General features: G+C 59.9%; 21 protein-coding genes and 2 pseudogenes. 11 read left to right on the top strand and 12 right to left on the bottom strand.

Annotated features, from left to right (window positions below):
- The 5 genes from BN871_RS23280 to BN871_RS23300 form a co-directional block, all read left to right on the top strand.
- A partial coding sequence (locus BN871_RS23280) for an RNA polymerase sigma factor (RefSeq protein WP_048749242.1) occupies positions 1-1,703 on the top strand: 1,703 nt, incomplete at its 5' end.
- Positions 1,704-1,707: 4 nt separating this feature from the next.
- Positions 1,708-2,802 (top strand): extracellular solute-binding protein, encoded by a 1,095-nt coding sequence (locus BN871_RS23285; protein WP_048749244.1) that lies wholly within the window; start codon positions 1,708-1,710, stop codon positions 2,800-2,802.
- Positions 2,803-2,842: 40 nt separating this feature from the next.
- Positions 2,843-3,511: a hypothetical protein gene (locus BN871_RS23290; protein ID WP_048749246.1), complete on the top strand. Its 669-nt coding sequence runs from the start codon at positions 2,843-2,845 to the stop codon at positions 3,509-3,511.
- 229 nt (positions 3,512-3,740) lie between these two features.
- On the top strand, positions 3,741-5,246 hold the full coding sequence (locus tag BN871_RS23295; RefSeq protein ID WP_048749248.1) for an NAD(P)/FAD-dependent oxidoreductase: 1,506 nt from the start codon (positions 3,741-3,743) through the stop codon (positions 5,244-5,246).
- A gap of 69 nt (positions 5,247-5,315) precedes the next feature.
- On the top strand, positions 5,316-5,930 hold the full coding sequence (locus BN871_RS23300; RefSeq protein ID WP_021880708.1) for a TetR/AcrR family transcriptional regulator: 615 nt from the start codon (positions 5,316-5,318) through the stop codon (positions 5,928-5,930).
- 90 nt (positions 5,931-6,020) lie between these two features.
- Here BN871_RS23300 and mtnB read toward each other — a convergent pair whose 3' ends face one another.
- The 9 genes and pseudogenes from mtnB to BN871_RS23340 form a co-directional block, all read right to left on the bottom strand.
- Positions 6,021-6,683: a methylthioribulose 1-phosphate dehydratase gene (gene mtnB, locus BN871_RS23305; protein ID WP_021880709.1), complete on the bottom strand. Its 663-nt coding sequence runs from the start codon at positions 6,681-6,683 to the stop codon at positions 6,021-6,023.
- Complete coding sequence (locus BN871_RS23310; RefSeq protein WP_048749249.1) at positions 6,680-7,417, bottom strand: 2-hydroxy-3-keto-5-methylthiopentenyl-1-phosphate phosphatase; 738 nt, start codon at positions 7,415-7,417, stop codon at positions 6,680-6,682. Before BN871_RS23310 ends, mtnB begins: the two co-directional genes overlap by 4 nt.
- Before the next feature lie 213 nt (positions 7,418-7,630).
- Entirely contained in the window at positions 7,631-8,860 is a 1,230-nt protein-coding gene (locus tag BN871_RS23315; RefSeq protein ID WP_157060374.1) for a 2,3-diketo-5-methylthiopentyl-1-phosphate enolase, read from the bottom strand.
- Between the two features lie 7 nt (positions 8,861-8,867).
- Entirely contained in the window at positions 8,868-9,779 is a 912-nt protein-coding gene (gene proC / locus BN871_RS23320; protein WP_232313284.1) for a pyrroline-5-carboxylate reductase, read from the bottom strand.
- 34 nt (positions 9,780-9,813) lie between these two features.
- Positions 9,814-11,085: pseudogene (locus BN871_RS23325) on the bottom strand (glutamate-5-semialdehyde dehydrogenase); the annotation flags it as partial.
- Between the two features lie 30 nt (positions 11,086-11,115).
- Positions 11,116-11,268 (bottom strand): hypothetical protein, encoded by a 153-nt coding sequence (locus tag BN871_RS27995; protein WP_021880713.1) that lies wholly within the window; start codon positions 11,266-11,268, stop codon positions 11,116-11,118.
- A gap of 1,003 nt (positions 11,269-12,271) precedes the next feature.
- Complete coding sequence (gene proB / locus BN871_RS23330) at positions 12,272-13,375, bottom strand: glutamate 5-kinase (protein ID WP_048749251.1); 1,104 nt, start codon at positions 13,373-13,375, stop codon at positions 12,272-12,274.
- Between the two features lie 363 nt (positions 13,376-13,738).
- Positions 13,739-14,941: a pyridoxal phosphate-dependent aminotransferase gene (locus tag BN871_RS23335; protein WP_021879369.1), complete on the bottom strand. Its 1,203-nt coding sequence runs from the start codon at positions 14,939-14,941 to the stop codon at positions 13,739-13,741.
- 131 nt (positions 14,942-15,072) lie between these two features.
- Complete coding sequence (locus BN871_RS23340) at positions 15,073-15,561, bottom strand: hypothetical protein (RefSeq protein WP_021879368.1); 489 nt, start codon at positions 15,559-15,561, stop codon at positions 15,073-15,075.
- A 131-nt stretch (positions 15,562-15,692) separates the two neighbouring features.
- Here BN871_RS23340 and BN871_RS23345 point away from each other — a divergent pair, with 131 nt between their 5' ends.
- Entirely contained in the window at positions 15,693-16,496 is an 804-nt protein-coding gene (locus BN871_RS23345; RefSeq protein ID WP_048749252.1) for a carbon-nitrogen family hydrolase, read from the top strand.
- Here the strand turns inward: BN871_RS23345 and BN871_RS23350 are convergent.
- Positions 16,490-17,401 (bottom strand): LysR family transcriptional regulator, encoded by a 912-nt coding sequence (locus BN871_RS23350; protein WP_048749254.1) that lies wholly within the window; start codon positions 17,399-17,401, stop codon positions 16,490-16,492. The two genes, BN871_RS23345 and BN871_RS23350, sit on opposite strands and share 7 nt — an antisense overlap.
- 148 nt (positions 17,402-17,549) lie before the next feature.
- Here BN871_RS23350 and leuC point away from each other — a divergent pair.
- Together leuC and leuD are read left to right on the top strand one after the other, a co-directional pair.
- Positions 17,550-18,970, top strand: a pseudogene (leuC, locus tag BN871_RS23355) (3-isopropylmalate dehydratase large subunit).
- 37 nt (positions 18,971-19,007) lie between these two features.
- Positions 19,008-19,607, top strand: coding sequence for a 3-isopropylmalate dehydratase small subunit (leuD, locus tag BN871_RS23360; RefSeq protein WP_021879364.1), 600 nt, complete (start codon positions 19,008-19,010; stop codon positions 19,605-19,607).
- A 320-nt stretch (positions 19,608-19,927) separates the two neighbouring features.
- Here leuD and yedF read toward each other — a convergent pair whose 3' ends face one another.
- A complete protein-coding gene (gene yedF / locus BN871_RS23365) occupies positions 19,928-20,173 on the bottom strand; it encodes a sulfurtransferase-like selenium metabolism protein YedF (RefSeq protein ID WP_021879363.1) in 246 nt (81 codons plus the stop codon).
- A complete protein-coding gene (gene yedE, locus BN871_RS23370) occupies positions 20,145-21,371 on the bottom strand; it encodes a selenium metabolism membrane protein YedE/FdhT (RefSeq protein WP_048749271.1) in 1,227 nt (408 codons plus the stop codon). The genes yedF and yedE overlap by 29 nt, the downstream gene beginning before the upstream one ends.
- 105 nt (positions 21,372-21,476) lie before the next feature.
- On the opposite strand from yedE, the gene BN871_RS23375 reads away from it, so the two are divergent.
- The 3 genes from BN871_RS23375 to BN871_RS23385 form a co-directional block, all read left to right on the top strand.
- Positions 21,477-22,220 carry an endonuclease/exonuclease/phosphatase family protein gene (locus tag BN871_RS23375; RefSeq protein WP_048749257.1) on the top strand — a complete coding sequence of 248 codons (744 nt, stop codon included), beginning with the start codon at positions 21,477-21,479 and terminating at the stop codon, positions 22,218-22,220.
- Positions 22,221-22,395: 175 nt separating this feature from the next.
- On the top strand, positions 22,396-23,901 hold the full coding sequence (locus BN871_RS23380) for an N-acetylmuramoyl-L-alanine amidase (protein ID WP_048749260.1): 1,506 nt from the start codon (positions 22,396-22,398) through the stop codon (positions 23,899-23,901).
- A gap of 292 nt (positions 23,902-24,193) precedes the next feature.
- Positions 24,194-24,729, top strand: a 536-nt coding sequence (locus BN871_RS23385; protein WP_198158093.1) for a copper amine oxidase N-terminal domain-containing protein, incomplete at its 3' end; no start/stop codon positions are given.

Genomic DNA, 24,729 nt, shown 5'->3' on the forward strand with positions numbered 1-24,729 from the left:
CTTTCGGCGAGCTGTTCGAGCGGCACCGGCACAAGGCGCGGGGGTTGGCGGAGCGGCTCACGGGTGACGCGCATATGGCCGATGATGTCGTGCAGGATGCGCTCATCCGCGCCTTCCTTCATCTTGGGACGCTTGCCGATACGAGCCGGCTGCTGCCGTGGTTTTACCGGATCGTCCGCAACCAGGCCAACATGAAGCTGCGCCGGGGAGGGCCGTATCGCAAGGAAAGGCCGTTCAACTCTCTTGCAGCTCCCGGCGGCAGGGACGCTGCTGCCGCTGACTGGGATGATCTCGACAGCATTCTGTCCCGCTTGGCCGGTCGGGCTAGCCAGGAAGCGGCTTCCAGCCAGGATCCGGCCGCGCTGCTGCTCCGCAAGGAAACATACGAAACGATCCATGCGCTGCTCCACTGCCTGAGCGGCAAGGAAAGAGGAATCTTCACCGCTTATTTTTTCCGGCAGCACCGTCCGGAAGAAATCGCCGGGATGTACGGGATGACGACCGGATCCATCTATACGTACATTCACCGTTCCAGGCAAAAGCTGCGCCAGGAGCATATCCGGGCTTCTCTCGGCCTGATGCCGGATGCGAAGAGAGGTGCTGGAATGGAGAACGGCAAGCTGCTTGAGCTTGCGGCAGGGGAAGGAGACCAGCCCAAGCTGTTCACGCTTGCAAGCAGTCTAGGGCGAATCCTCAGGACTAATGGAGAGCCGAGGAGCGGCGCGGAACTGATGGGAACTTCCGGGCTGGCTTTCCGCATGAGCATTTCGGAGAAGACGACATTCTCGGACGGGCTTTACATCTTCGATTGGCGGTCGTCGATACAAGAGCTGATGGCAGAATACGAGTACGAGACGGCATTTTGCTGCGGGCAGCTGGCCGATTCCCCGGTACCGCTGCTGGGGGCCGTGGAGAGCTTCCCGGTCGTCCTGCCGATCGAGGAGGCGGTTCTGCCGTTCATCCGCAGCCGAATCGACGCGGGATTGCCTGTGCTCTATTTCGACACGCTGGCTTCCCGGCCATTCATCCATGAATGGTCGGTCATCTACGGTTACGACGATAAGCGCCGAATCGTGCATGTGACCGACCCCGTACAGTCGACGGGAAAAATGCTTGCGTACGAAGATGTGGCTGACAACCCGATCCGGTTTCTGGCTGCTTTTTCACGGAAAGGAAACCGCAGCCCGGTCAGCAGGCCGGCGGCAGATAGCGAGGCGGAACGCCGGTTTGCGCATGCTGTCCGCTATGGGATTTCTTTTGCCAACGAAGGATCGCGCTATCGTCCTCGAACGTCGTATTTGAGCTATGCAACGGGGCTGGCCGCCTACGATGCCTGGATCCGCCATCTGGCCGATCCCGACACGGCGCCGAACCGGTACGGCATGGGCCAGCTTGCAGCGGCCTATGCCGAGGCGAAGCGGTATGCGGGGGAGTACTTGCGAGCGGCTCCTCTGCGCGGGGAGGCCATGAGGATGGCCCTGCTGGCATCGGAGGCTTATGAGCAGACGGCGTTGGCGCTGGAAGAACTGAGCCTCCAGGTTCCTTTCGTCAAAACGGCGGAAGTGATGCCGCCCGGCTTGCGGGAGGGCTGCATCTCCCTGTTGAGGAAAGCGAAGCGGTTCGAAAGCGCCGCCGTGGGCTATATGGAACAAGCATGGAAGCGACGGATCGAGGAGAGGGATGGAGAAGATGAGGAAGCTTAGATTCATGACCGAATTTACGAATTTGAAGCGGCTTGCGGCAGCCAAGGAATCGTTCGAACAGCTTTATCCGGAGGTTGAGGTCGTCATCGAGCAGTCGGCCGATCATTTCGAGTCGCTCCGCGCTTACCGGTCGGACGAAGCGCCCGACATCATCGAATCGGGAGGCTGGGCGCTGTTCAACCGCGAGGGGATGTTCGTCGACTTGAATCCATATATCGAGCAGTCGGGGATGGAGGCGGATCTTTATTCGGGGCCGCTGGCGATTGCCCGTCATAACGGCACGCTGCCCGGACTTCCCGTCGACATGAGCGTTCCGCTGCTCGTGTTCAACAAGGAGATGTTCGACAAGGCGGGCCTGCCTTACCCGGAGGATGACTGGACCTGGGAACAATTCGTTGAAGCGGCCAAAAAGCTGACGATCCGAGGCGATGACGGTGTGGCGGTCCAGTTCGGCTTCGGCATCGGCGTGGACATCGAATGGTATGAGCCGTTTGTTTTCCGAAATGGCGGAACATATTTGTCTCCGGATGGCCGGACAGCACGCGGGTATGTGGACAGCCCCGCAACCATCGGGGCCATGCAAAATATAATCGACGCCTACCGGGTGCATGGCATTATCCGCAAGCCGAAGGAGCCATCCGCTGCCGGGCAGCTTCATGAAGGCTTTGCCATGATTTTCGGCTTCATGTGGTTTGCCGGGGATCTGATCCACCACGGCATCGACGATCGATTCGGGGTGGCAAGGCTGCCGCGATTGGCGGAAGGAAGAAACGGCAATATGATCTATATGGGCGGAGCCGGCATAACGGGCAAATCCCAGCATCCTGGCTTGGCATGGGATTTCCTCCGGCATTATCTCGTCGACAGCCATTCGTGGCCGCTGCCGATTTCCCGAAGCCAGGCGGAAGAGAGAGGCTTGCACGAGCACAGAATCTGGTCCCGCTATCTGGAGGAGCTTCAGCATGCGCAGCCGAGCGGCTTTTATTTGAATGAAAAGTGGAACTCTTCCCGTCAGCTGATCAACGAGGACATGGAGTCAATGATTGTCGACGGAGCGGATGTAGCGAAGACGCTGCGTTCATGGACCCGGTTTGCCTGAGGCGCACATGGAAGGGAAGAACATGCGGGAGGCTGCTCGAATGGAGAGATGGAGGCAAGCCGTTCGGAACAATGCGGTCTGGTGCGGAATCGTATGCGATGCCCACGGCATCGAGCATGGCTGCACAGGGGATGTGTGGCTGACAAGTACTCCAGCACCGGCTTTTTACCCGGACATGATAACGTTGGCCAGCCATATAGACCCTTCGGCAGCACAACTGCATGCCGAAGACCGGAAAAGAACTTTCATCAAGGACAGCTTCGCTTCTCTTGACCTTTTTTCTTGCGGGTATGAAATCCTGTTTGACGCAAGCTGGATCTTTCATCCGGCGGCTTCGAAGTCTGCACCGATTGCCGCCGGCTGGCGGGTAGTGTCCTCTGCTGCGGATTTTGAGCTCTGGGTCGAGGCGGCAGGCTTAGCATCGGTGCTTCATCCAGAAGCGATGGAGCGTCAGGAAGTGAAGCTGTTCATGCATGATGAAGATGGGACAAGCGCTGGGTTCATTGCAACATGCGCAGCAGATGTGGTGGGAATATCCAATGTGTGGGAGACAGGGCGTTCCGCATGGCCGGACTTTGCGCCAATCGTTTCCCGAGCTTATCCTGGCGTCGACCTGGTCGGATATGAACGAGACGGCAATTTGAGAGCCGCTCGGCAATCCGGTTGGCAGGAGCTTGGCCCTCTGCGAGTGTGGAAGCGTAAAACCTGAATGGAACGGCTTGAATCCGCGGACAGGAATGGAGCAGCGCCGCGGCTTCAAGCAAGAGGAAAAAACGGGTTGACAGGACAAAGAAAGAATCGTTATATTTTTGTTGACGGAATGAGTCAATCAACTATAAAGTTCCCCATTTTCAAACCGGGATGGGCAAGCAAAGCGCTCCTATTTTTTTGAATTAAAATTGACTGAATTAATCAATCAAAACCAAGGAGTGGAGAAAATGAAGGAAGTGAGCTTGCCCGGGGAATCGGAAGATCGGCTGACGGAATCGAATGTCAAAGCCGGTTCAAGAGCGATAGTCATCGGAGGAAGCATGGCCGGCTTGCTGGCGGCGAAGGTGCTTTCCGGCCATTACGGGGAAATCATCGTCATTGAGCGGGATGAGCTCCAGGACCGCCCGGCGAATCGGCCCGGAGTGCCTCAGGATCATCATCCGCATCGGCTGCAGCATCTCGGCAAAGGCGTTTTGGAAACTCTATTTCCCGGCTGGAGGGAGGATCTGCTTGCCCAAGGAGCCTATGAACGCGAAGGGAAAGAGATGCATCTGATCTCCCCGCTTGCGTCGCTGCAGTTTCCATACGAGAAGGATGAAGGCTGTTCCCGTCCTCTGCTGGAATGGGTCATCCGGCGCAGAGTGGCGGCCGAGCCGCGAATTCAGGTGCTTCAAGGCCATGAAGCGGTTTCCCTGCTGACACGGAAGAAGGGGAATAAGCTTGCGGTTACGGGAGCCAAGGTAAAGGAAAAGCGGTGCAGCGACAGCCGGGACCTCGAAGCGGCTCTCGTTGTCGATGCCTCCGGACGTTATTCACGTCTGCCTGCATGGCTGGAAGAGCTCGGCTGCGGAAAACCGGATACGGAAATCCTGCACACGCGGCTTGCCTACAGCACCAGGTACTACCGCATCCCGGAGTCTTTGAAAGACCGCTACAGCACCGTTCTTATCGAAGGCGATCCGTCGCTTGCCGAAGGCTCGGGCGTCTTCAGCCCGATCGAGGGCGGCTTGGCGGAGACGACGATTTACGGCGCCGGAGGGCATTACCCGCCGGTGGATCCGGCAAGGTACGAACCAGCTGCGGCCAAGCTGATTCATCCGATGCTCGCGGAAATTCTCGCCCAGCTCGAGCCGGTCGGCAATCCGAGAGGGTTCCGCGTGCCGGAATGCCGGCTGAATCCGTACGGGGCGATGCCGGAGTGGCCGTCCGGGCTGCTCGCGATCGGGGATTCGATCTGCAGCTTCGATCCTATTTACGGCCAAGGAATTTCCGTTGCGGCTGCGGAGGCGATGGAGATGGGGAAAGCCTTGCAGGAAGCAGGCAGGGAGAGCGATCCGAGATGGGAGCTTCATCTTCAGCAGCGTTTCGGCAAAATCATTCTTCCGGCTTGGTGGACGATTGTCGTCGCGGACTTGAGATGGCCGGGCGTGACCTATGAAGGCTCCCTCTCCGGACGGGGCATACGTTTTTGCCAGGAATACCTCGACATTGTGCGCCGGCAGGCGCTGCAGGGCGGGGACATGGAGCTGTTCGGCCTGATGATGGGCGTTCAGGGCCTGGATCTGCCGCCTTCGGCTTTATTCGGAGAGGAGGCGGTCCGAATGGTTGTAAGCCGCTGCAAGCAGGAGGCCTGGCTGGAGAAGCAGCTGGACGATGGAGAGACATTGGGATGTTTCCTGGAGCGGAGCTTTCCCGTGTTCCACCCGGGAAGCCATGCGGAAGCAAACAGATGATTGCTCCTCATGAAGGATTAGGGTAAGGTTAGGAAAAACAGGCATTAGTCGGATTGAGGTCGAAGACGCATGGCTCCTTACAACGAAGACCAGCTTAACCAGATTCGCGACGAGCGCAGGGAGCAGATTCTCGCGGCCGCCCTGGGCGTATTCGCCCGTCGCGGTCCTGCGCTGACCAAGATGAGCATGATTGCGGCAGCAGCAGGCATCAGCCACGGCCTGCTGTACCACTATTTCAAGTCCAAGGATGAGCTGTTCACCGAGCTGGTGCGCAGGGCGATGGAAGGAGCGAGCCAAGGAGTCGGGGACATGCTGGACCATCCCGGGACCGTGACCGGCAAGCTGAGGCATTTTCTTCAGGATGCGATGACGGAGGAGGCGCGGCTGTCCTTCCTGTTGATTCATCAGACGCGGGCTTCGGAAGGGGTCCCCGAGGAGGCGCGGATGATCATCGGGGATTACTCCATCCTCTGGTTTGTCGAAAGGCTCAGGCCGCTGTTTCTCGAAGGCCAGCGAACCGGCGAAATCGCCGGCGATGACGCGGACCTGCTTATCTCGGGGCTGCTGACGGCGATGAGCGGATCCATGATCCTGCACGCGAGCGACGAGCAGAATATCCCGCTGCTGAATCCCGATCATTTGCTCCGGATGGTGCTTGCCCCCGGACATATCCAGCCGCTATGACCGGCGCCATCCATCGAAAAAACGGCCGTCCAAACCGAGCTTCGCTCGCTGGACGGCCGTTTTTTCATTTTCATCGGATGCGGCTTGGGTTTAGGAACGCCCTTTGTTCAGCAGTTCCCAGCGGTAGACGTATTCGAACAGAAACTCGAACGACTCCAGATGGCGCTTGGCCTCGAATGCGTTTGCTCCCCAGGCGTAGATGCCGTGCTTGCGCAGCAGGATGCCCGGCAGGCGCGGATTCAAGTGATCCGTTACTTCGGGCACGATGCGGGGAATATCGGCGTAGTTAGGCACGATGGGAATGTCGATATGCGCCTCTTCCTCCCAAATGCCGAGCCCTTTGATAAGCTCGACGCCGGTAACCGGAACGCTCCGGCGCTCCCAGAAATATTCCGAGACGAGATTGCTGTAGACGGAATGGATATGGAAAATCGCTCCGCAGCCGGTGAGACGGTAAATCTCGCAGTGGATCAGCGTCTCCGCCGAAGGCTTGAGCGAGGTCGCTTCGCTGGCCTTTCCGTTTTGGTCCACGAGCAGGAAGTCTTCCGGCGTGGACTTGGACTTGTCCTTGCCGCTCGCCGTGACGGCGAACTGGAAGCGCCCCGGATTGAATTCGCCTACGCGGACGGACAGATTGCCGCTCGTACCGGGGAACCAGCCCCGTCCGGCGAACAGCTCCTTCACTTCGGAGAGATCGGCGAAAGCTCTCTGCTTCTCTTCGAGTGTAATCGGGGAATCCATGTAATCGGTCATGGCCGTTCACCTGCTTTCTGAAGTTGCTGCCGCTCTTTGAGACTGGCGACCACGTCGTGGAAAGTCGTGAATTCCACATGCGGAAGACCAAGCTCTCGGCATTTGGTCGTGAGATGGGAGCGGGAGAAGACGAGATCGGCCAGCTTGGCGCCTTCAAAATCGGTCACGCTGTCCCCGATCAGAATCCGGTCGTGCTTGTCGGCCGCGAAGCGGCGGATGACGGCTGTTTTGCACATGCCGCACTGTCCGTTCGGACATTCCTCATCGCAGCTGTGCGGCCAGAGAATCTCGATGTTCTCTCCGCTGAAGTCGCTGCTGTTGCAGTAGATGTGGTCTTCCGGAATGCCGAAGCGGGACAGCAGCGGATAGACGAAAAAGTCGATGCCTCCGCTCGTGACGAAAAACTCGATATTCTCCGCCTTGCAGTAGTCGAGCAGTTCCTGGAAGCCGGCGCGAATGACGGCATTGGAGATCGAGTAGTCGATCACCTCGTCCTTGAGCGCGGCAGGCAGGAGGCGAAACATCTCGCCGACGCCCTGCTTGATCGACTTGCGCTGGTCGATGGTATCCTGGGCGATCTGTTCCCAGCCTTCGGGATTGAAGCGGCGGATGATGGCGATGATGTTGTCGTTCTCCGTTATCGTGCCGTCGAAGTCGCAGAAAATAACCGGCCTGCGGGCTGCCTCGGCGCTCGAGGAGACAGGGAAGCCGGATTCGGTTAAGGATGAGGTCATGAAGACAAGCCTTCTTTCATGCGGGATTGTTCTCGAAGAGAAGGATGCCTCGGGCAGCCCTCTGCTTTCGACTCCAGGCAATGGGCTTCGCACGGCAAATACGGCAAAGCCTTTCAAGCCTGTACAAGAAGAAAGCATACCACATGCTTGTCTTCTTCTCTACGCCGAAATGGCCGCCTCTTGAAGGGGCGGCCATTTCGGCGGAACGGAAAGTCAGCCTTCGCGAACGCCCCAGGCCTTGATGGCAGCGGCAAGCTCTTCTCGTCCGGAAGCGGAGGCCGCTTCCTGGAGAGACACTCCCTCCAGCGACGCGTCGATCGCCTGGCGGAATGCGCGGCCGCCGGCCGCCGCTCCCATCGGATGGCCATGGACGCCGCCGCCTGCGTTCACGACGACTTCGCTTCCGAAGTCTCTCAGAATCAGCGGCACGAGTCCCGGATGGATGCCGGCAGACGGCACGGGGAAGCTTGTCCTTGCCGGAGGAGCAGGATCAAGCAGCGCTTCCTTGATCGCCATGTTCTCCTGCTTCGGCATGACGACGGAGCCGTACGGTGACGGGAAGAGAACCAGGTCCGCGCCTGCCAGCCGCATGAGCTTGCCGAGAAGCAGCGAAGCGGAGATTCCATAGTGCGGGGACGGATAGAAAGCGCCCGCCAGCGCGGGATGCGCCGCGATCGGCACGTTGATGTCCGGATCGCTGCTCAGCTCGTGAAGAACGTCGTAGCCGTAGGAAAGAACGTTGAACAGCAGGGCGTTGGCGCCTTCCGAGATTGCGGTGCGCGCCTGCTCGGCGAGCTTGGAAGTCGGTCCGGTCAGATTGACGGCATACAGCAGCTTCTGTCCGGTATGCTCCGACGCTCTGCGAGCGGCTTCCATGCAGACGGCAACACGGCGGCGGATGCCGATTTCCTCGTTCTCGAACAGGATTTCATCATCCTTGATGAGATCCACTCCGCCGAGCGCCTGCTGGTAGAACTGCTCCTCCAGTCCTTTCAGGTCATGGCCGATGACCGACTTGAAAATGCTCATCAGCAGCGGCCGGTCATGGACGCCGAGCAGCTCCCGCACGCCTTCGATGCCGAACTTCGGTCCGGGGAAGGCGCTTCGGAAGCTCTCGGACACATCGAGATCGAGCAGCCGCACGCGGCCGTCCATCGACAGCTTGCCGAACACGGTGACGAGCAGGGCGGGAATGTCCCGGCTGAAGTTGATGTCGGGATAGGCGATCCGGATATCGGCATAGCGCGATCCCGGCGTGCCGTCGCCCTCATGGACGTCGATGGAGACCGTGCGTCCCAGATGCTTTTCCATTTCGGCCTTCCGTGCGTCGGGAAGATCGGTCCAGCTGCCGACCGTCAAGCCTACGGCGATGGAGTCCGCTTTTTTGCTGAAATCCGCCTTGTCGTCATGGACACGGTAAAGGGCGGTGCACATGCCTGGAATGGCGATGTTACGTTTGCTCTCGTTCACCAAGAACGCTCCTTTCGATCTCGCGGCCGATCTCATCCGCACGCTGCGCGGACTTTTTCATTCCGGCCTTGAAAAATTCGGCGACGCGATGCTCCTGCATCAGCTGGATCGCCGCTTGAGTCGTGCCGTTCGGGCTGGTCACCTTGCGCCTCAGCTCGGCCGGCCGCTCGCCGGTCGCCCGCATCATTTCGGCGGCGCCGAGCACGGTCTGCACGGTGAGCTCGCGCGAGGACTCGCTGTCGAGTCCCATTTCCATCCCGGCTTCAATCATGGCTTCCATAATATAATACAAATAGGCTGGTCCGCTACCTGACAAGCCGGTGACGGCTTCCAGCAGCCGCTCCTCCACGACCGTGATGAGGCCGATCGAGCGGAACAGCTGCTCCACGGCCGCCCGCTGCTCTGTGTCCGTCTCGGGCGAATAGCTCAGCGCCGTCGCGCCGAGGCCGATCGTGCTGGACGTGTTGGGCATCGTTCGGGCGACGGCGGCTTTCGTCCCGAGCAGAGCCTGGATCGTGCGGATCGACAAGCCTGCGATGAGGGAGACGATCAGCTTGCTGCCGTCAATGAGATGGGAGATGGAGCGCAGAGCTTCCTCGGCATCCTTGGGCTTCATGCTGAGCACGATGACGTCTGCGCCGGCCAGCATCGCCTCTTTCTCCTCCGGAGTGTCGGCGGTCAGAACGCCGTAAGCCGAGCGGAGCTCGGTCAGCCTGGAGCCGCCGCTGCGGTTGAACATGCCGATGCGCGAGGCTCCGCACAGTCCGCGGGATATCATGCCGCGGGCGACGGCTTCGGCCATGGAGCCGGCTCCGAAGAAGCAGTAGCTAAGCGTTTCCGGCTGGGCGAATGCGGCGGGAGCTCCCGCCGAGGTTGGGAATGGTGAATTCAAACTAGTCGTCCTCCTTAACGGTCCTTGACGGCTTTCAGCCTCTGATCTGGCCGGTGCCCTGGATGCGGTATTTCGTCGATGTAAGCGCCGGCAGACCCATCGGTCCCCGTACATGAAGCTTTTGCGTACTGATTCCGATCTCGGCTCCATAGCCGAATTCGAAGCCGTCCGTGAAACGGGTGGAGGCGTTGTGATAGACGGCCGCGGCGTCCACTTCATTCAGAAATCGTCCTGCGGCATCGGCATCGGGCGTCACGATGCACTCGGAATGGCGGGTGCCGTACCGCGAAATATGGTCCAGCGCCTCGTCCAAGCTGTCCACGACGCGAATGTTGAGAATATAGTCGTTGTACTCCGTCGCATAGTCGGCTTCGCCGGCCGACGCCATCTCGACCGCGCTCCCCGCTAAGCGGCGAGCCTCGTCGCAGCCTTTCAGCTCGACTCCGGCTTCGACAAGCGCTGCAGCAAGAGGAGCCAGGCCGCGCTCGGCATAGCGGGCGTGGACGAGCAGCGTCTCCATGGAGTTGCAGACGGATGGACGCTGGGCTTTGGCATTGACGGCAATGGAGGCCGCCATGGCTTGATCGGCTTCCGCATCGACATAAGTATGGCAGATTCCTGCCCCCGTCTCAATGACGGGCACGGTGGCGTTCTCGATGACATTGCGGATCAGAGCCGCGCCGCCGCGAGGAATGATGACGTCGAGCAGGCCGTTCAGCTTGAGCATGGCGTCCGCGGATGCGCGGCTCGGGTCCTCGATCAGCTGGAGCGCTTCCGGCGGCACGGCTGTCGCTTGCAGCGCTCCGCGGAGCACTTCCACGACGCGCCGGTTCGTTTGGAGGGCGGCGCTTCCTCCGCGAAGAACGACGCTGTTGCCGGTTTTCAGGCAAAGGGCCGCGGCGTCCACCGTGACGTTGGGACGGGCTTCATAGATCATGCCGATGACGCCGAGCGGCACGGACACCTGCTCGATGTGGAGCCCGTTCGGGCGTTGTATCGTCTGCACGGTCCTTCCGACGGGGTCTCCAAGGGCGATGACCTCCCGGACTCCTTGGGCGATCGCTGCGATCCGCTCGGCATTCAGAGCGAGCCGGTCGAGCAGGGAAGGGGCGGTGCCGGCTTCGCGTCCGCGCTCCAGATCCAGGGCATTGGCCTCCAGAATGCTGTCCGTTTCCGCGATCAGCGAGGCAGCCATCGCCTCCAATGCCCGGTTTTTCTCGGCCGTGGCCAGGCTGCCCAGTTTTCGGGCGGCTTGCTTTGCGAGCGAGGCTTTGACGGCCGCTTCGGATGCGGCGTTTTTTTTGCTCTATCGTCATGTTTCATTCTCCTTTCGAGTTTAGGGCTGCAGCTCGGGATTGCGTTTGCTTGCCGCTTCGCAGGGCAAGATGCGCCTGCCGCTTCGCTTGCAGTCCGCTTGAAGTGCGCCGCTGCGCGTGCAGCCGATCTTCCGATCGCTGTTCCCGTCGAATTCCCTGATTCTCATGTCCAAGGGAAGGAAACCTCCGGAAAAGGCGACCGCTGTCGCTTCTCCAGTTCCGGCTGGCACGCTTCGCGGGCCATGGCGCTATGCTCGCTGCGCAGGGCAAGCTGTGCTTGCCGCTTCGCTTGCAGTCGGCTTGAAGAGCGCCGCTGCGCGTGCAGCCGATCTTCCGATCGCTGTTCCCGTCGGATTCCCTGATTCTCATGGTCAAGGGAAGGAATCCTCCGGAAAAGGCGACCGCTGTCGCTTCTCCAGATCCGGCTGGCACACTGCGCGGGCCGTGGCGCTATGCTCGCTGCGCAGGCAAGATATGCTGCCGCTTCGCTTGCAGTCGGCTTGAAGTGCGCCGCTTCGCGCAGAGTCGGCTTGAAGTGCGCCGCTTCACGCAGAGTCGGCTTGAAGAGAACCGCTGCGCGTGTAGCCGATCTTCCGATCGCTGTTCCCGTCGAACTCCCTGATTCTCATGCTCAAGGGAAGGAATCCTCCGGAAAAGGCGACCGCTGTCGCTTCTCCAGATCCGGCTGGCACACTGCGCGGGCCGTGGCGCTATGCTCGCTGCGCAGCCAAGATATGCTGCCTTCGCTTGCAGTCAGCTTGAAGTGCGAAGCTGCGGCATACAGTCGGCTTGAAGTGTTCCGCTGGCCATGCAGCGGGTAAAGCGGCGTTACTTGCGAGTCAGTTCGCGTTGACTCACGTTAAGCTTCGTTATTTTTTCGCTATGCTGCGTTACTTTTGTCAAAACAGCGTTATACACGCGTCAAGCGGCGTCGAATTCGCGACAGCCTAGCGGACAGAGGCCGTCTGAGTCTCCGCGAAGCGGTTCCTCCATCTGATAATCCCAGCGTAGCGAGCCGGCCAATCCATAGAAGCGCCAGCGTTCGCCTTTGCTGATGTATTCTGACCGCTGACCCAAAAAATTCAGAGAATACATCAGCAACAGCGATCGGAGGATGGCCGGCCCGCGCAGCGTTCAAGAGGATGGCTCCGCGCAGCGTTCCGAATTTGGCACGGTTCATTTCAGCGTAATCCACTCATCGCGATGAATAACCTCGATCCGCTGCACGTCGATGCGCCGCTTCGCTTCCTCCGAGCCGAGGCCGGCGACGGCGCGAAGCTGCCAGGCGGCATAATTGACGATGCCGCGGCCGACCAGCGAGCCGTCCCGGTCCTGCACCTCGATGACATCGCCGGGGTGGAAGTCGCCGGTGACATTCGTCACGCCGGCAGGAAGAAGGCTTTTGCCGCCCGCTACAAGAGCGCTACAAGCGCCTTCGTCGACCTTGATGCTGCCGGAGGGCATGGAGTGGAACCCGAGCCATTGCTTCTTTACGGGAAGACTATGCTCGCGGGAGGTGAAATAGGTGCCTTTGCCGCGTCCCTCGGCCGCGAGCACCAGATCTCCCGGCTCCGATACCCGTCCGACGAATGCCGGCACTCCGCCGCGCATCGCGATGCGGGCCGCCTCGATCTTGGAGCGCATGCCTCCCGTGCCGACGGCGGAGCCGGCGCCTCCGGCCAGGCTCATGAGCTCGCCGGTGATTTCCTCGACGCGCTCGATCTTGCGGGCGTCCGGATTATGGCGGGGATCGGCGGTATAGAGGCCGTCCGTGTCCGTGACAATGATCAGCTTGCGAGCCTTTACGAGATTCGCGACGAGCGCCGACAGCATGTCGTTGTCCCCGAACTTCAGCTCGTCGGTCGAAACGGTGTCGTTCTCGTTGATGACGGGAACGGCCCGCTGGCGCAGCAGCTCCTCGATCGTCATCATGGCGTTGCGCCCCCGGTCGCGGCTGCTGAAATCGTGGCGGGTAAGCAGCACTTGCGCGCAGGTGACGCCTCCGGTCGCAAAGGCTTCCTGATAGGCCTGCATGAGCAGCGCCTGGCCGACGGCTGCGGCCGCCTGTTTTTCATGGAGCAGCCTGGGACGCGACTTGTACCCGATGACGCTGAAGCCGGCTGCGACAGCGCCGGAAGTGACCAGCAGCACCTCGTGGCCCTGAGCATGAAGCTTGCCCAGCTCTCCGGCGTAAAAAACCATGTTTTCTTTATTGAGTCCGCCCTCGGGGCTCGTCAGCGAGCTGCTACCGATCTTGACGATGATTCTTTCCTTCGGCATCCCCCGAACCTCCTGTCTATCCGTGCAGTTCTTGTGAATCAACCTGAAGCTGGGCGAAAAACAAATAGGCTTCCGTCCTCAAAAAGGACGAAAGCCTATGCTTCCGCGGTACCACCTTCGCTTGGGCGGCATGAATGCCGTCCCACTCCGGACCCTTGTAACAGAGGGCGCTGTCCGGCTCGTCGCCGGCCGCTCCGGGATGGGTGCAGGCGATACGGCACGATAGCCTCTCCCAGCCGATGGAGGCTACTCTCTGGCGCGCCGCTGTGACGCCTGGCGGTTCCCTTCATTGCGAATGTCGGTTTTCAGTTGCACTTAGAATACCATGCCTCTTTGCTGCTGTAAAGCGGCGGACCGTCCTCCCTAAGAGAACAAGCCCAGCTTGCCGATCCGGAGGATCGCTTCCTTCAGCCGTTCTTCGCTGCTCAGCAGCCCGAGCCGCACGTAGCCTTCGCCATGCGTGCCGAAGCCGATGCCGGGAGCGACGACGACGTCGGCCTGCTCCAGAAGCAAATCCGCGAACGATTCCGAAGTATGGCCGTCCGGGACGGGCAGCCAGCAGAAGAAGGAGCCGCCCGGACGCGCAGCCTTCCAGCCGATTTCGTCCAGCGCGGAGAAGACGGCCTCGCGGCGGGATTGATAGAGGGCGTTGAGCTCCGCCACCGACTGCTGCGATCCTGTCAGGGCGGCGGAAGCGGCTTCCTGGATGCCTCCGAACAGGCTGCAGTAATAGTGGTCCTGAATCGTATTGATCAGCTCGACGACCGTGCGGTTGCCAAGCGCGAAGCCGACTCTCCAGCCGGCCATGTTGTACGTTTTGGAGAGGGTGTAGAACTCGACTCCGACCTCTTTGGCGCCGGGAGTCTGCAGGAAGCTTACCGGCCGCTTGCCGTCGAAGCCGAGAGCGCCGTAAGCGAAGTCGCTGGAAACGACGATGCCGTTCGCGGCGGCGAATTCAACCGTCTGCTTGTAGAATTCCGGCGTCGCCACCGCTCCGGTCGGATTGTTCGGGTAGTTGATGAACATGAGCTTGGCGTCACGGCGGTCTTCTTCGGATACCTGGCTGTAATCCGGCAGGAATGCGTGACTCTCCAGCAGCGGCATGAACGACATCCTCGCGCCGGCGAGCGAAACGCCGGACCAATAGTCGGGGTAGCCCGGATCCGGCACAAGGCACAGATCGCCGGGATTGAGCAGGCACTGGCTGATCTCGATGAGCCCGGTCTTGCCGCCGAACAGGATGGCGACTTCCGTTTCGGGATCAAGCTCGACTCCATAATCCTCCTTATAGCGCTTCGCGACCGCTTCCTTCAGGAAAGGAAAGCCGCGGAAGGGAGGATACTTGTGATACTTGGGATCGGCGGATGCCTTCTGCATCGCTTCCACGATATGGGAGGGGGTCGGCGTATCGGGATTGCCTTGGCCCAGGTTGATGACGTCGCGGCCTTTGGCCGCCTGGGCGTTCGCCTTGCCGACCAGCTTGGCGAAAAATTGTTCAGGCAGCCCTTGCAGCCGCTCGGCAGGCTGAATATCGATCAGCGCGCGGCTGCCGATGGGGTTGGTCATGTGCGGTCACTCCAATTCAATATGCTTCGGGACGGTCCGGCATAGCCGCAGCCGCCGCTTGTATGAAGCCATGGTATCAGAGAGGCTGCGGCATGTCGAGAAATCCTTCCCGGAATAACCGGATATCTCGATCAGGACTTGGGCTCGAAGCCCGCCAAGGCTAGGAAAGGCCGCACATCGGTATTGACGCGAAGCAAATAGGGCTTGTTCTTCCAATCGAAGGCCAGCATTTCCGGCTCTTTGCCGCGGCAGTAGAACAGAAACACTTCCTGGACCTCGAAGCCGGCCTTCTCGAGCTGCACCTTACGCACTTCCTTGAGCGGGATCCGGAACACGTAGCCGCAGCGGTCGTCCGGCGTGAAGTTCGGCGACATTCCTTGGACATCGTGAAGCCATTGCCGGGCAACGGCCTGGAATTCGGCCGAATTGGCCAGCGTTCGGACGACCTGGCCGGCCGCTACATCAAAAATCTGAACCGGGCGCGCTCCTCCCGAAGATAGGGGAGGAAGCGGTTTTGAAGCTTCCAGAGACGATGCTGGCGCCACCGCCAAGGCGGTCCCGCCAAAAAAGGCCATCACGGCGAGCAGAGCGATTGCGGCGAGGCTTGACGGTCGGAACATGGGATACCTCCATTGGTCTCTTCCAGTTGAAGGGGATGCCTTTAAGCTGTCCAACTTGACAGACTTCCATGAGGAAGTATCATAGAAAAGACAATTTGAGGCGGCCCTGCCGCGTCCGGAGGTACCAGCCCATGGAGAAATCTTCTGCCAAACTTCGCATCGCCCTTCTGCAAATTCCCGTGCATGCCGGTGATCCCGAAGCCAATTACCGTCTCGTCGAACAGCGACTGCGCGAGGCTTCGGAGCTGAGTCCGAAGCCTGATGTGCTCGTGCTGCCGGAAATGTGGAATACAGGCTACGCCCTTCAGCAAATTCAGGAACTGGCCGATCCAGGCGGAGCCCGGACACGCAAGCTGATCTCGGATTTCAGCCGAAGCACGGGCATCCATGTCGTCGCCGGCTCGGTCGCCGAGAAGCGAGGCGAAGAAGTCTACAACACGGTCTACGCGTTCGGCCGCGACGGCCAAGAGACCGGCTCCTATTCGAAAATCCATCTTTTCCGCCTGATGGAGGAAGAAAAGCATTTGTCCGCAGGAAGCGAGCCGGGACTGTTCCCTCTCCAGGATGAGCAGGCCGGCATGATGATCTGCTACGATATCCGCTTCCCCGAGCTGGCGCGCAAGCTTGCCTTGTCGGGCGCCAAGGTGTTGTTCGTGCCGGCCGAATGGCCGCATCCGCGCCTGCATCACTGGAGAACGCTTCTGACGGCACGCGCGATCGAGAACCAGATGTATGTGGTCGCCTGCAACCGGACAGGAGCGAGCGGCAAAGACGTCTTCTTCGGCCATTCGATGGTGATCGATCCATGGGGTGAGATCCTTGTGGAAGGCGGGGAGGAGGAGGCCCTCCTCGTGGCCGACATCGACCTCGGCCTCGTGGACGAGGTGCGCACTCGGATACCCGTGTTCGAAGACCGCAGGCCTTCCCTCTACTGACGGAATCCTTCCTTGTAATGCTTGCTCACCGCAGCCTTCATCGTATCGATGAAGGCTTCCGCCGCTTTCGACAAGTAACGTCCCTTCCGGCTGGCGATGACGAGCGTTCTCGAAGGGCTTCCTTGAATGGAGCAATAGCTCGGCATGAATTCGCTGCGCGCTCCGCGGGCGATCATGTCCGGGATGAACGCAAGCCCCATACCGGCCGCCACGAGGGATTGCACGGTCTCGATATTACTGCTTTCAAAGACGATGCGCGGCTGGAAGCCGGCGCCGGCGCACAGATCGAGCGCGATCTGGCGGAAGCCCTGGCCTTTCTTCAACACGATGAAGGGCTCCTCCGACAGCGTCTCCAGGCTTACGGGAGCCTTCTCGCCGGCAAGGCGGTGGCTGGGCGGAACGGCAAGGGAGATTTCTTCCCGGATGAGCGGCTGATAGACGAGCGTGGAATCGATCAGAGGCAGCGACAGGAGGCTGATATCCGTCTGTCCGCTGGCGGCCAGCTGCTCCAGCTTGGCCGTCGTGTCCTCGACGAGGACGATTTCGATCTCCGGATAGGCGGCTCCGAATTCCGGCAGCACGATAGGGAGGATATGGGAGCCGGTGATCGGAAGGCTGCCGATGACGAGCCGGCCTCGTTTCATATGAGCCATATCCTCCATCTCCGTCCGCAGCTGCTCGATGCTGCCCAGGATGGATTGGGCTTTGTCGACGAACACTTCGCCGGCATGGGTAAGCTCGACGGAGTTCGTCGTGCGGCGGACGAGCAGGACGCCGATCTCCTTCTCCAGCTTGGACAGCTGCTGGCTCAGCGAAGGCTGGGCGATATGGAGCTTTTCGGCGGCCCGGGAAAAATTGAGTTCTTTTGCGATTTGAATGACGTATTGCAGCTGGCGGAGCTCCATTTGCTGCCATCCCCCTTTGATTATTATCTATACCTATAACTATTATAGATATTATATCTTGGAACAATCAAGGAAAAGCAGGTATGCTGGATTCAATCATTAACGGCAGTGAAATGGCAGTCTACTGAACTTATACGGGGTGATTCGCATGGCGAAGCGTACAATGTTTGAAAAGATCTGGGACAATCACGTCATCCATTCGGAAGAAGGAAGCCCGAGCATCATCTATATCGATCTGCATCTCGTGCATGAGGTCACTTCCCCGCAAGCGTTCGAAGGCCTGCGCCTCTCGGGACGCCAGGTGCGCCGTCCGGACCGGACGTTCGCGACGATGGACCACAACGTGCCGACGAAGGACCGCTTCAACATCAAGGATCCGATCTCCAAGCAGCAGGTGGACACGCTCACGAAAAACTGCGAGGATTTCGGCGTCAAGCTGTTCGACCTGAACAACATCGACCAAGGCGTCGTGCACGTCATGGGACCGGAGATCGGCCTGACCTGGCCGGGCAAAACGATCGTATGCGGCGACAGCATACGTCGACGCACGGCGCATTCGGAGCTCTCGCGTTCGGCATCGGCACGAGCGAGGTCGAGCATGTGCTGGCGACCCAGTGCCTGCAGCAATCCAAGGCCAAGACGATGGAAATCCGCTTCGTCGGAAGCCGCCGTCCCGGCGTCACCGCGAAGGATATGATTCTCGGCCTCATCGCCAAGTACGGCACGGACTTCGCGACCGGTTACGTTTTGGAGTATACCGGCGAATCCATCCGCAGCCTGAGCATGGAAGAGCGCATGACCGTCTGCAACATGAGCATCGAGGCAGGCGCCCGCGCCGGACTGATCGCTCCCGACCAGACGACGTTCGACTACTTGCGGGGCCGGGAATACGCGCCTCAAGGGGCGGATTTCGACAAAGCGGTCATCGCCTGGAGCGACCTGGCTTCCGATGAAGGCGCCGAGTACGACACGGTGCTCGAGTTCGACGTCGACGCCCTCATACCGCAAGTAACCTGGGGCACGAGCCCGGGCATGGGCACCGACATTACGGCTGCCGTTCCGAATCCGGCGGAGCTCCCGACGGAGAACGAGCGCAAAGCGGCCGAGAAGGCGCTGGAATACATGGATCTGAAGCCGGGCACGCCGATGGCGGAGATTCCGATCGACTATGTGTTCATCGGTTCCTGCACGAACGGCCGCATCGAGGATCTGCGGGCCGCGGCCGAGATCGCCAAGGGCTACAAGGTCAGCGACCGCGTGACCGCGATCGTCGTGCCGGGCTCCGGCCGCGTCAAGATGCAGGCGGAGAAGGAAGGGCTGGATGCCATCTTTACGGAAGCCGGCTTCGAGTGGCGCGAGGCGGGATGCTCGATGTGCCTCGCGATGAACCCGGACGTGCTGCAGCCGGGACAGCGCTGCGCCTCGACGTCGAACCGCAATTTCGAAGGCCGTCAGGGACGCGGCGGACGCACGCATCTCGTATCCCCTGCCATGGCGGCCGCGGCTGCGATCAAGGGCCGCTTCACGGACGTGCGCGACTGGAAGATCAATCAGGAAGTGGCGAACTAGAAGTCAGGCGCCTGCCTAGAAAAGGGGAGTACCGAACATGCAAGCATTTGAGACCTTTACGGGCATCGTAGCCCCCGTCGACCGCGTCAACGTGGATACCGACGCCATCATCCCGAAGCAGTTCCTGAAGCGCATCGAGCGCAGCGGCTTCGGCCAGTATTTGTTCTATGAGTGGAGATTCGACGAAGAGGGCAACGTGAACCCGAACTTCGAGCCGAACAAGCCGCGCTACAAGGGCGCTTCCGTGCTGATTTCCCGCGCCAACTTCGGCTGCGGCTCCTCCCGCGAGCATGCTCCCTGGGCGATCCAGGATTACGGCTACAAGGTAGTCATTGCGCCTTCCTACGCCGATATCTTCTACAACAACTGCTTCAAGAACGGCATTCTTCCGATCAAGCTGAGCGAGGAGCAGGTCGAGGAGCTGTTCAAGCGCACCGCTGCGACCGAAGGCTACGAGCTGACTGTGGATCTGGAGAACAAGACGATCGCGGACAATCAAGGGCTCCGCATTCCGTTCGAGCTCGACGAGCACAGACGCCAGTTCCTGCTGCAAGGACTGGACGACATCGGCCTGACACTCAAGCATGCGGATGAAATCACCGCTTACGAGGAGCGACGCCAAGGCGCATTCGCTTAAAGCCGGTCCGGAGGCGTCCGAATGGCCAGGCCGTGTCTGTCAATGAACGGCCCGTTCTTATTGACTACAACCCTTTCGGCGATTCCCAGCAGACACCGGAACCAATGTCCTGCATAAGCGTGGACTATGGACCATAGAGGCTGTCCCATCCGTCATATCATGACTAGGGACAGTCCTTTTTTTGTTTCGGCAGACGCAAAGAAACCGGCTCTAATGGGAATGGCCGCGCGGCCTGCCATTCCAGAGAGACGGTTTCCTATCCATTCCAGCTACTGTGAATCACCGATGAAGCTGTCGGACAAGCCTGGCAGCAGACCTCGTCAAGCCCTGATATAGAACACAAGCTCGCGGCCGTTTTTTTCCGGCTCCATTTCCATCTTGTAGCCATGCTTGACGACTTCTTCAGGAACGTTCCGGAACGAGGCGGGACAATCGGCTACCACCTGCAGCAGCTGGCCCTTCTGGAGCCGGGTCAGCGTTTCCAGCGTATAGATGACCGGATAAGGACAGGATTCCCCTCGGACATCAAGCGTATAGTCAACGGTTGGCGGTTGTTTTTGCGACATGGGCGGCCGCTCCTTTCTTGAAGCCGTTTTTGAACCGGTAATGCTTCTGCCAATACACGGCGACGATGAACGCGGCCGCGAGGACGATCAAGGTTGCAGCAAGCGCCGCTCCCGGCCCCATGGCATCGATGAGGCTGATTTTGGAGCCGCTCTTCACAAGCGCGTTGTAGACGCCGAGATGGTCCCACGCGTATGCGAGTGCGCCGGCGCCGATGACGTTGCCTATGAACACGGGCAGGAAGACGATCTGGCCTTCCATGAGCCGATACATCATGCCCGTCTCGCAGCCGCCGGCCATGACGATGCCGAGGCCGAACAGCATCCCGCCGACAAGGGTGCTCAGCCCGGCTACCTTCGTAATGGGCTCCATGCCGTTCAGCAGAATGATGGCGAGCGTTGCAACGGAGCTGACGGCCATGCCCACGATGATGGCTTTGGTCATCGTGGCGCGCCCGCTGATCCACAAGTCGCGGAACGCCGAGGTGAAGCAGATCTGGGCGCGTTCGATCAGGATGCCGAACAGGGCGCCGAACAGCGCGGCGACGCCAAGCATCTTATGTCCGCTGGCAAAGAAATAAACGACCAAGCCCGCATAGCCTGCTGCTGCGGCGCCTCCTAGAATCGGCTGAACGGCCGAAGGCTTCGCGGCCTTCCGGGCGATCGCGCCTTTCGTTACGACCGGCTTGCCCTTCCACCAGGACATGCCCACCAGCTTGGCTCCCAGGAAGGTGCCGCCAGCCGTGGCGATCATGAACATCCAGGCATGGAGCGAGAATTGGGGCACGCCGGTGAAAAAGGCGGCCAGGTTGCAGCCGAGCGCCAGCCGGGCTCCGAATCCGGCTACGATGCCGCCGGCGAACGCCTGCAGCCAGCGGCGTTTTTGCCGAGGCACGGTAATTTTGAAGTTGCTGTTCAGAAGCACCATAATGAGGGCGCCGGCGAACATCCCCCATACGATCCAGCCGTCGGTGCGGGTAAAGGTTGTCCCTTTCATGCCGATAAGGTTGAAGTAGGCCCAGTTCGAGACATCGGCCCCGAACAGCGCCATCATATGCCCTGCGAGCCGCGTGAACTCGCCCGTGACCGCCCACACCGTATGCGTGATTCCAAAATACAGCGCGCTGAGAACGCCGGCCAGCGCCATAACGAGATAGGGATTCCAGTAGTTCTGAAACAGCTTTTCGTAAAATGATTTCATTTCCATTTCCTTTCTCCTTGTCTGATTCAACTTATTCTACTATAAATACCGGGAAGCGTGGCCAGTAGAACAAACATAAAACTCAACTAAGGAGGGATCGTCATCTTGCCGGAGACAGCAGCCGAGAGCCTCGCCATCCGCTTCATGACCTACAATATCCAGCATGGAATGGGAATGGACGCATCGATAGACATCGAGCGGACGGCAGCCGTCATTGCCGATGCCGGCCCGGATGTCGTTTTTCTTCAAGAAGTGGACCGATTCGTGTCCAGGAGCGGCGGAGCCGACCAGATCAAGCGACTGGCAGAGCTGACGGGTCTCCCTCATGCAGAATTCGGCCGGTCCATCGATCTGGATGGCGGCGAATACGGGAACGGAATCCTGTCGCGCTATCCGCTTCGGCGGCTGGCGCTGCTGGAGCTGCCCGGGGAGGAGCCCCGCTCCGCGCTGGTGTGCAGGGCGGAGCTTTCATCCGACCCGGAGGCCCGGCAAGAGCTTCATTTGATCGCAACCCATTTGGATTACGGCAGCGAGCGCTGCCAGCTGGATTCCGCGCTGTCAATACGGCAAGCCTCCAAGCTGTGGCGCGGAGCTCCCGCTGTGCTGGGGGGAGACTTCAACGCCATGCCAGGCAGCAGCGTGCTGCAGGAGCTGCAGAACGGCGAATGGAGGGCCGCTCCGGGAGGACTGGGAATTCCGACTTATCCTTCAACCAAGCCGCTCTGCCAAATTGATTACTTGCTCCTCAACCATTCGGCCCGATGGGGAGAGACATCGGTGCAGGCCTGGACGGAAAGGGAGGCTTCCGACCATTTGCCCCTCATTATGGACGCTGTTCTCCATTTCTGACCCCCGTCGAAAAGAGAAAGCCTCTGCCTGGAAAGAGAAGAAATAAAAAATTGGCGAATGGACCCAGAATTTGCAACATTATCCGATGGAATGCGTCTACTTCTCTGTTCGGCATTCAAGCCCGAGACATAGAAGCAGCAGGCTTGAAGGACAATCCAGATACATGAGGTGGAAGATGAAGAAAACAGCAACGCTGCTGGCGCTGGCAGCCATGCTCCTGGCATCGGTTCCGGGACATTCCTCCGCTGCGGCGAAAGCTCCCAAGCTCTATTTGGACGGAACGGAGCTGAAATCGGCCGGTCCCAGGATAGAAAAGGATACGACCTATATTCCCATCCGGACGGTCGCCGAAGGAATGGGCTTTGACGTCGATTGGGACAAGTCTTCCAAAAAAGTCGGCATCCATAACGGCATGAGCGCCATAGAGCTCACGATCGACAAAAAGACGGCGCTGGTGAACGGCCAGGAGGCTGCGCTTCCGGTTCCGGCGCGGATCATGGGGACGCCGGCAAGCGCGTCGACGATGGTGCCGCTCCGTTTCGTCAGCGAGAATATGGGCCTCACGGTTTATTACGACGCTCCAGCCAAATCCGTGTACTTATACCAGTCCTATGCGGCTGAAAAGGGAGAGCAGGCTCCGGCGGACAGCCAGAACGGCACTCCTCAAGGCGGGGCGGCTTCCGGTCCGGGCTCCTCGCAGCCGGGAGGAAGCGGGTCTTCAGGCCAGGCTGGAGGCGGCTCCGGATCGACCGCGACTGCCGCAGGCTCCGTCACCTCGATCCTGTATGACGGAATCGGCACGACAACGATAGCTTACCAGGGCACCGTTGCGGCAGCGGAACCGTTCCTCATGACGGGTCCGGACCGGATCGTCCTGGATATGCCGGCTTCCTCGTTCGCGGACTCGTTCGGCATCCAGGCCGGCTCCAGCCAATCCGGCGAACTGACGGTGGACGGACCTCTCTTGAACAAAATCAGATATGCCTATTTGACGGATCAGCCGACGACGGTCAGGGTGGTATGGGATGTCGCGCCAGCGGTCACTTATACCCTCCTCAAATCCGAAGGCTTGATCCAGCTGAGCCTGCTGGGGGCGGGGGAGACGGTTCCCTCCGCTCCCGCGACTCCTTCCGGCGACCGCATCTATAAGGTCGTCATCGATGCGGGCCATGGAGGAAGCGCGCCCGGGGCGATAAGCCTATCCGGCAAGCTGGAGAAGACGTTCAATCTGACGGTTGCTCTCAAGCTGAACGCTCTGCTCGCCGCCGAGCCGCGCATTCAGCCGATCATGACGCGTACGGACGACGCAACCATCGATTTGAAGCCGCGAGCGGAATTCGCCAACCGGCTCGGCGCCGACCTCTTCCTGTCGATCCACGCGAATTCCCTGGAAGTACCGAACACCGCTACGGGAACGGAAACCTATTATTACCGGCCTGACAGCAAAGCGCTGGCGGATATCGTGCACAAGCATCTCATCGCCGCAACCGGCTTGCCCGACCGGAAGGTGAAGACGGCCGCCTATGTCGTCATCAAGGAATCGGCGATGCCGGCCGTGCTTACGGAATCGGGATTCCTGACCAACCTGAGGGACGAGGCCGTTCTGTTCGACGAGCAGAGCCAGAACCGGATCGCCCAGGCGCTGGCGGACGGAATCAAGGAGTACCTGGGATTGTATTGATAGTTGGAGCGGAGCCGGTTCGCCATCGGTGTCTGCATGCATGGCTTCAAGGCGGCGACAGGCCGTCCCCAGGCAGGGGACGGCCTGTTTGGTTCGCGGAATGAATCATAGGGGACCTTCAAAAGTCAACCCTTTTTGACGAAAAAAAAAGGTGGCAAGGTTCCCTTTTTTTCGCAACTTTGCTTGGCGAACGGCGTCTAATTTTCTGCCTGACTTCATGACAGCGGAGCCGCCGGCTGCGTGAAGGAAGGGTCAATCCAGGTTCTAGAGGTGAATGATGAAGAAAGCTGCAATGATGCTGGTGTTTTTGGCTCTGTTCGTAACCGCGTTCGCAGGATCCGCATCCGCCGCCTCGAAGACTCCCAAGCTGTATTTGAACGGCCAGGAGCTTCAGTCGGCATCGGCGCCCCGCATCGAGAAGGATACGACGTATATTCCGATTCGGACGGTAGCCGAGGGGATGGGTTTTGACGTCAATTGGGACAAGGCGGCAAAGCAGGTAAGCATACATAACGGCAAAAGCATGATTGAGTTGACCATCAACAAAAAGATTGCTACGGTAAACGGCCTTTCGGTCGCATTGCCGACTCCTGCCAAGATTATGGGTGCTGGCTCGACAAGCACGACGATGGTTCCGCTTCGTTTCATCAGCGAGAACATGGGGCTCGAGGTCTACTACGACTCTCCGTCCAAGTCCGTGTATCTGTATCAGAACGATGCTTCCTCGGGCAATGGATCGGGCGGCGCAACGCCATCCCCGGCTCCAACGCCGACCCCGACGCCGACCCCAACGTCGACGCCAGGCAGCGGAGGGACGGGAAGCGAGAC

Source organism: Paenibacillus sp. P22 (assembly GCF_000469945.2).
Lineage (GTDB): Bacteria > Bacillota > Bacilli > Paenibacillales > Paenibacillaceae > Paenibacillus_O > Paenibacillus_O humicus.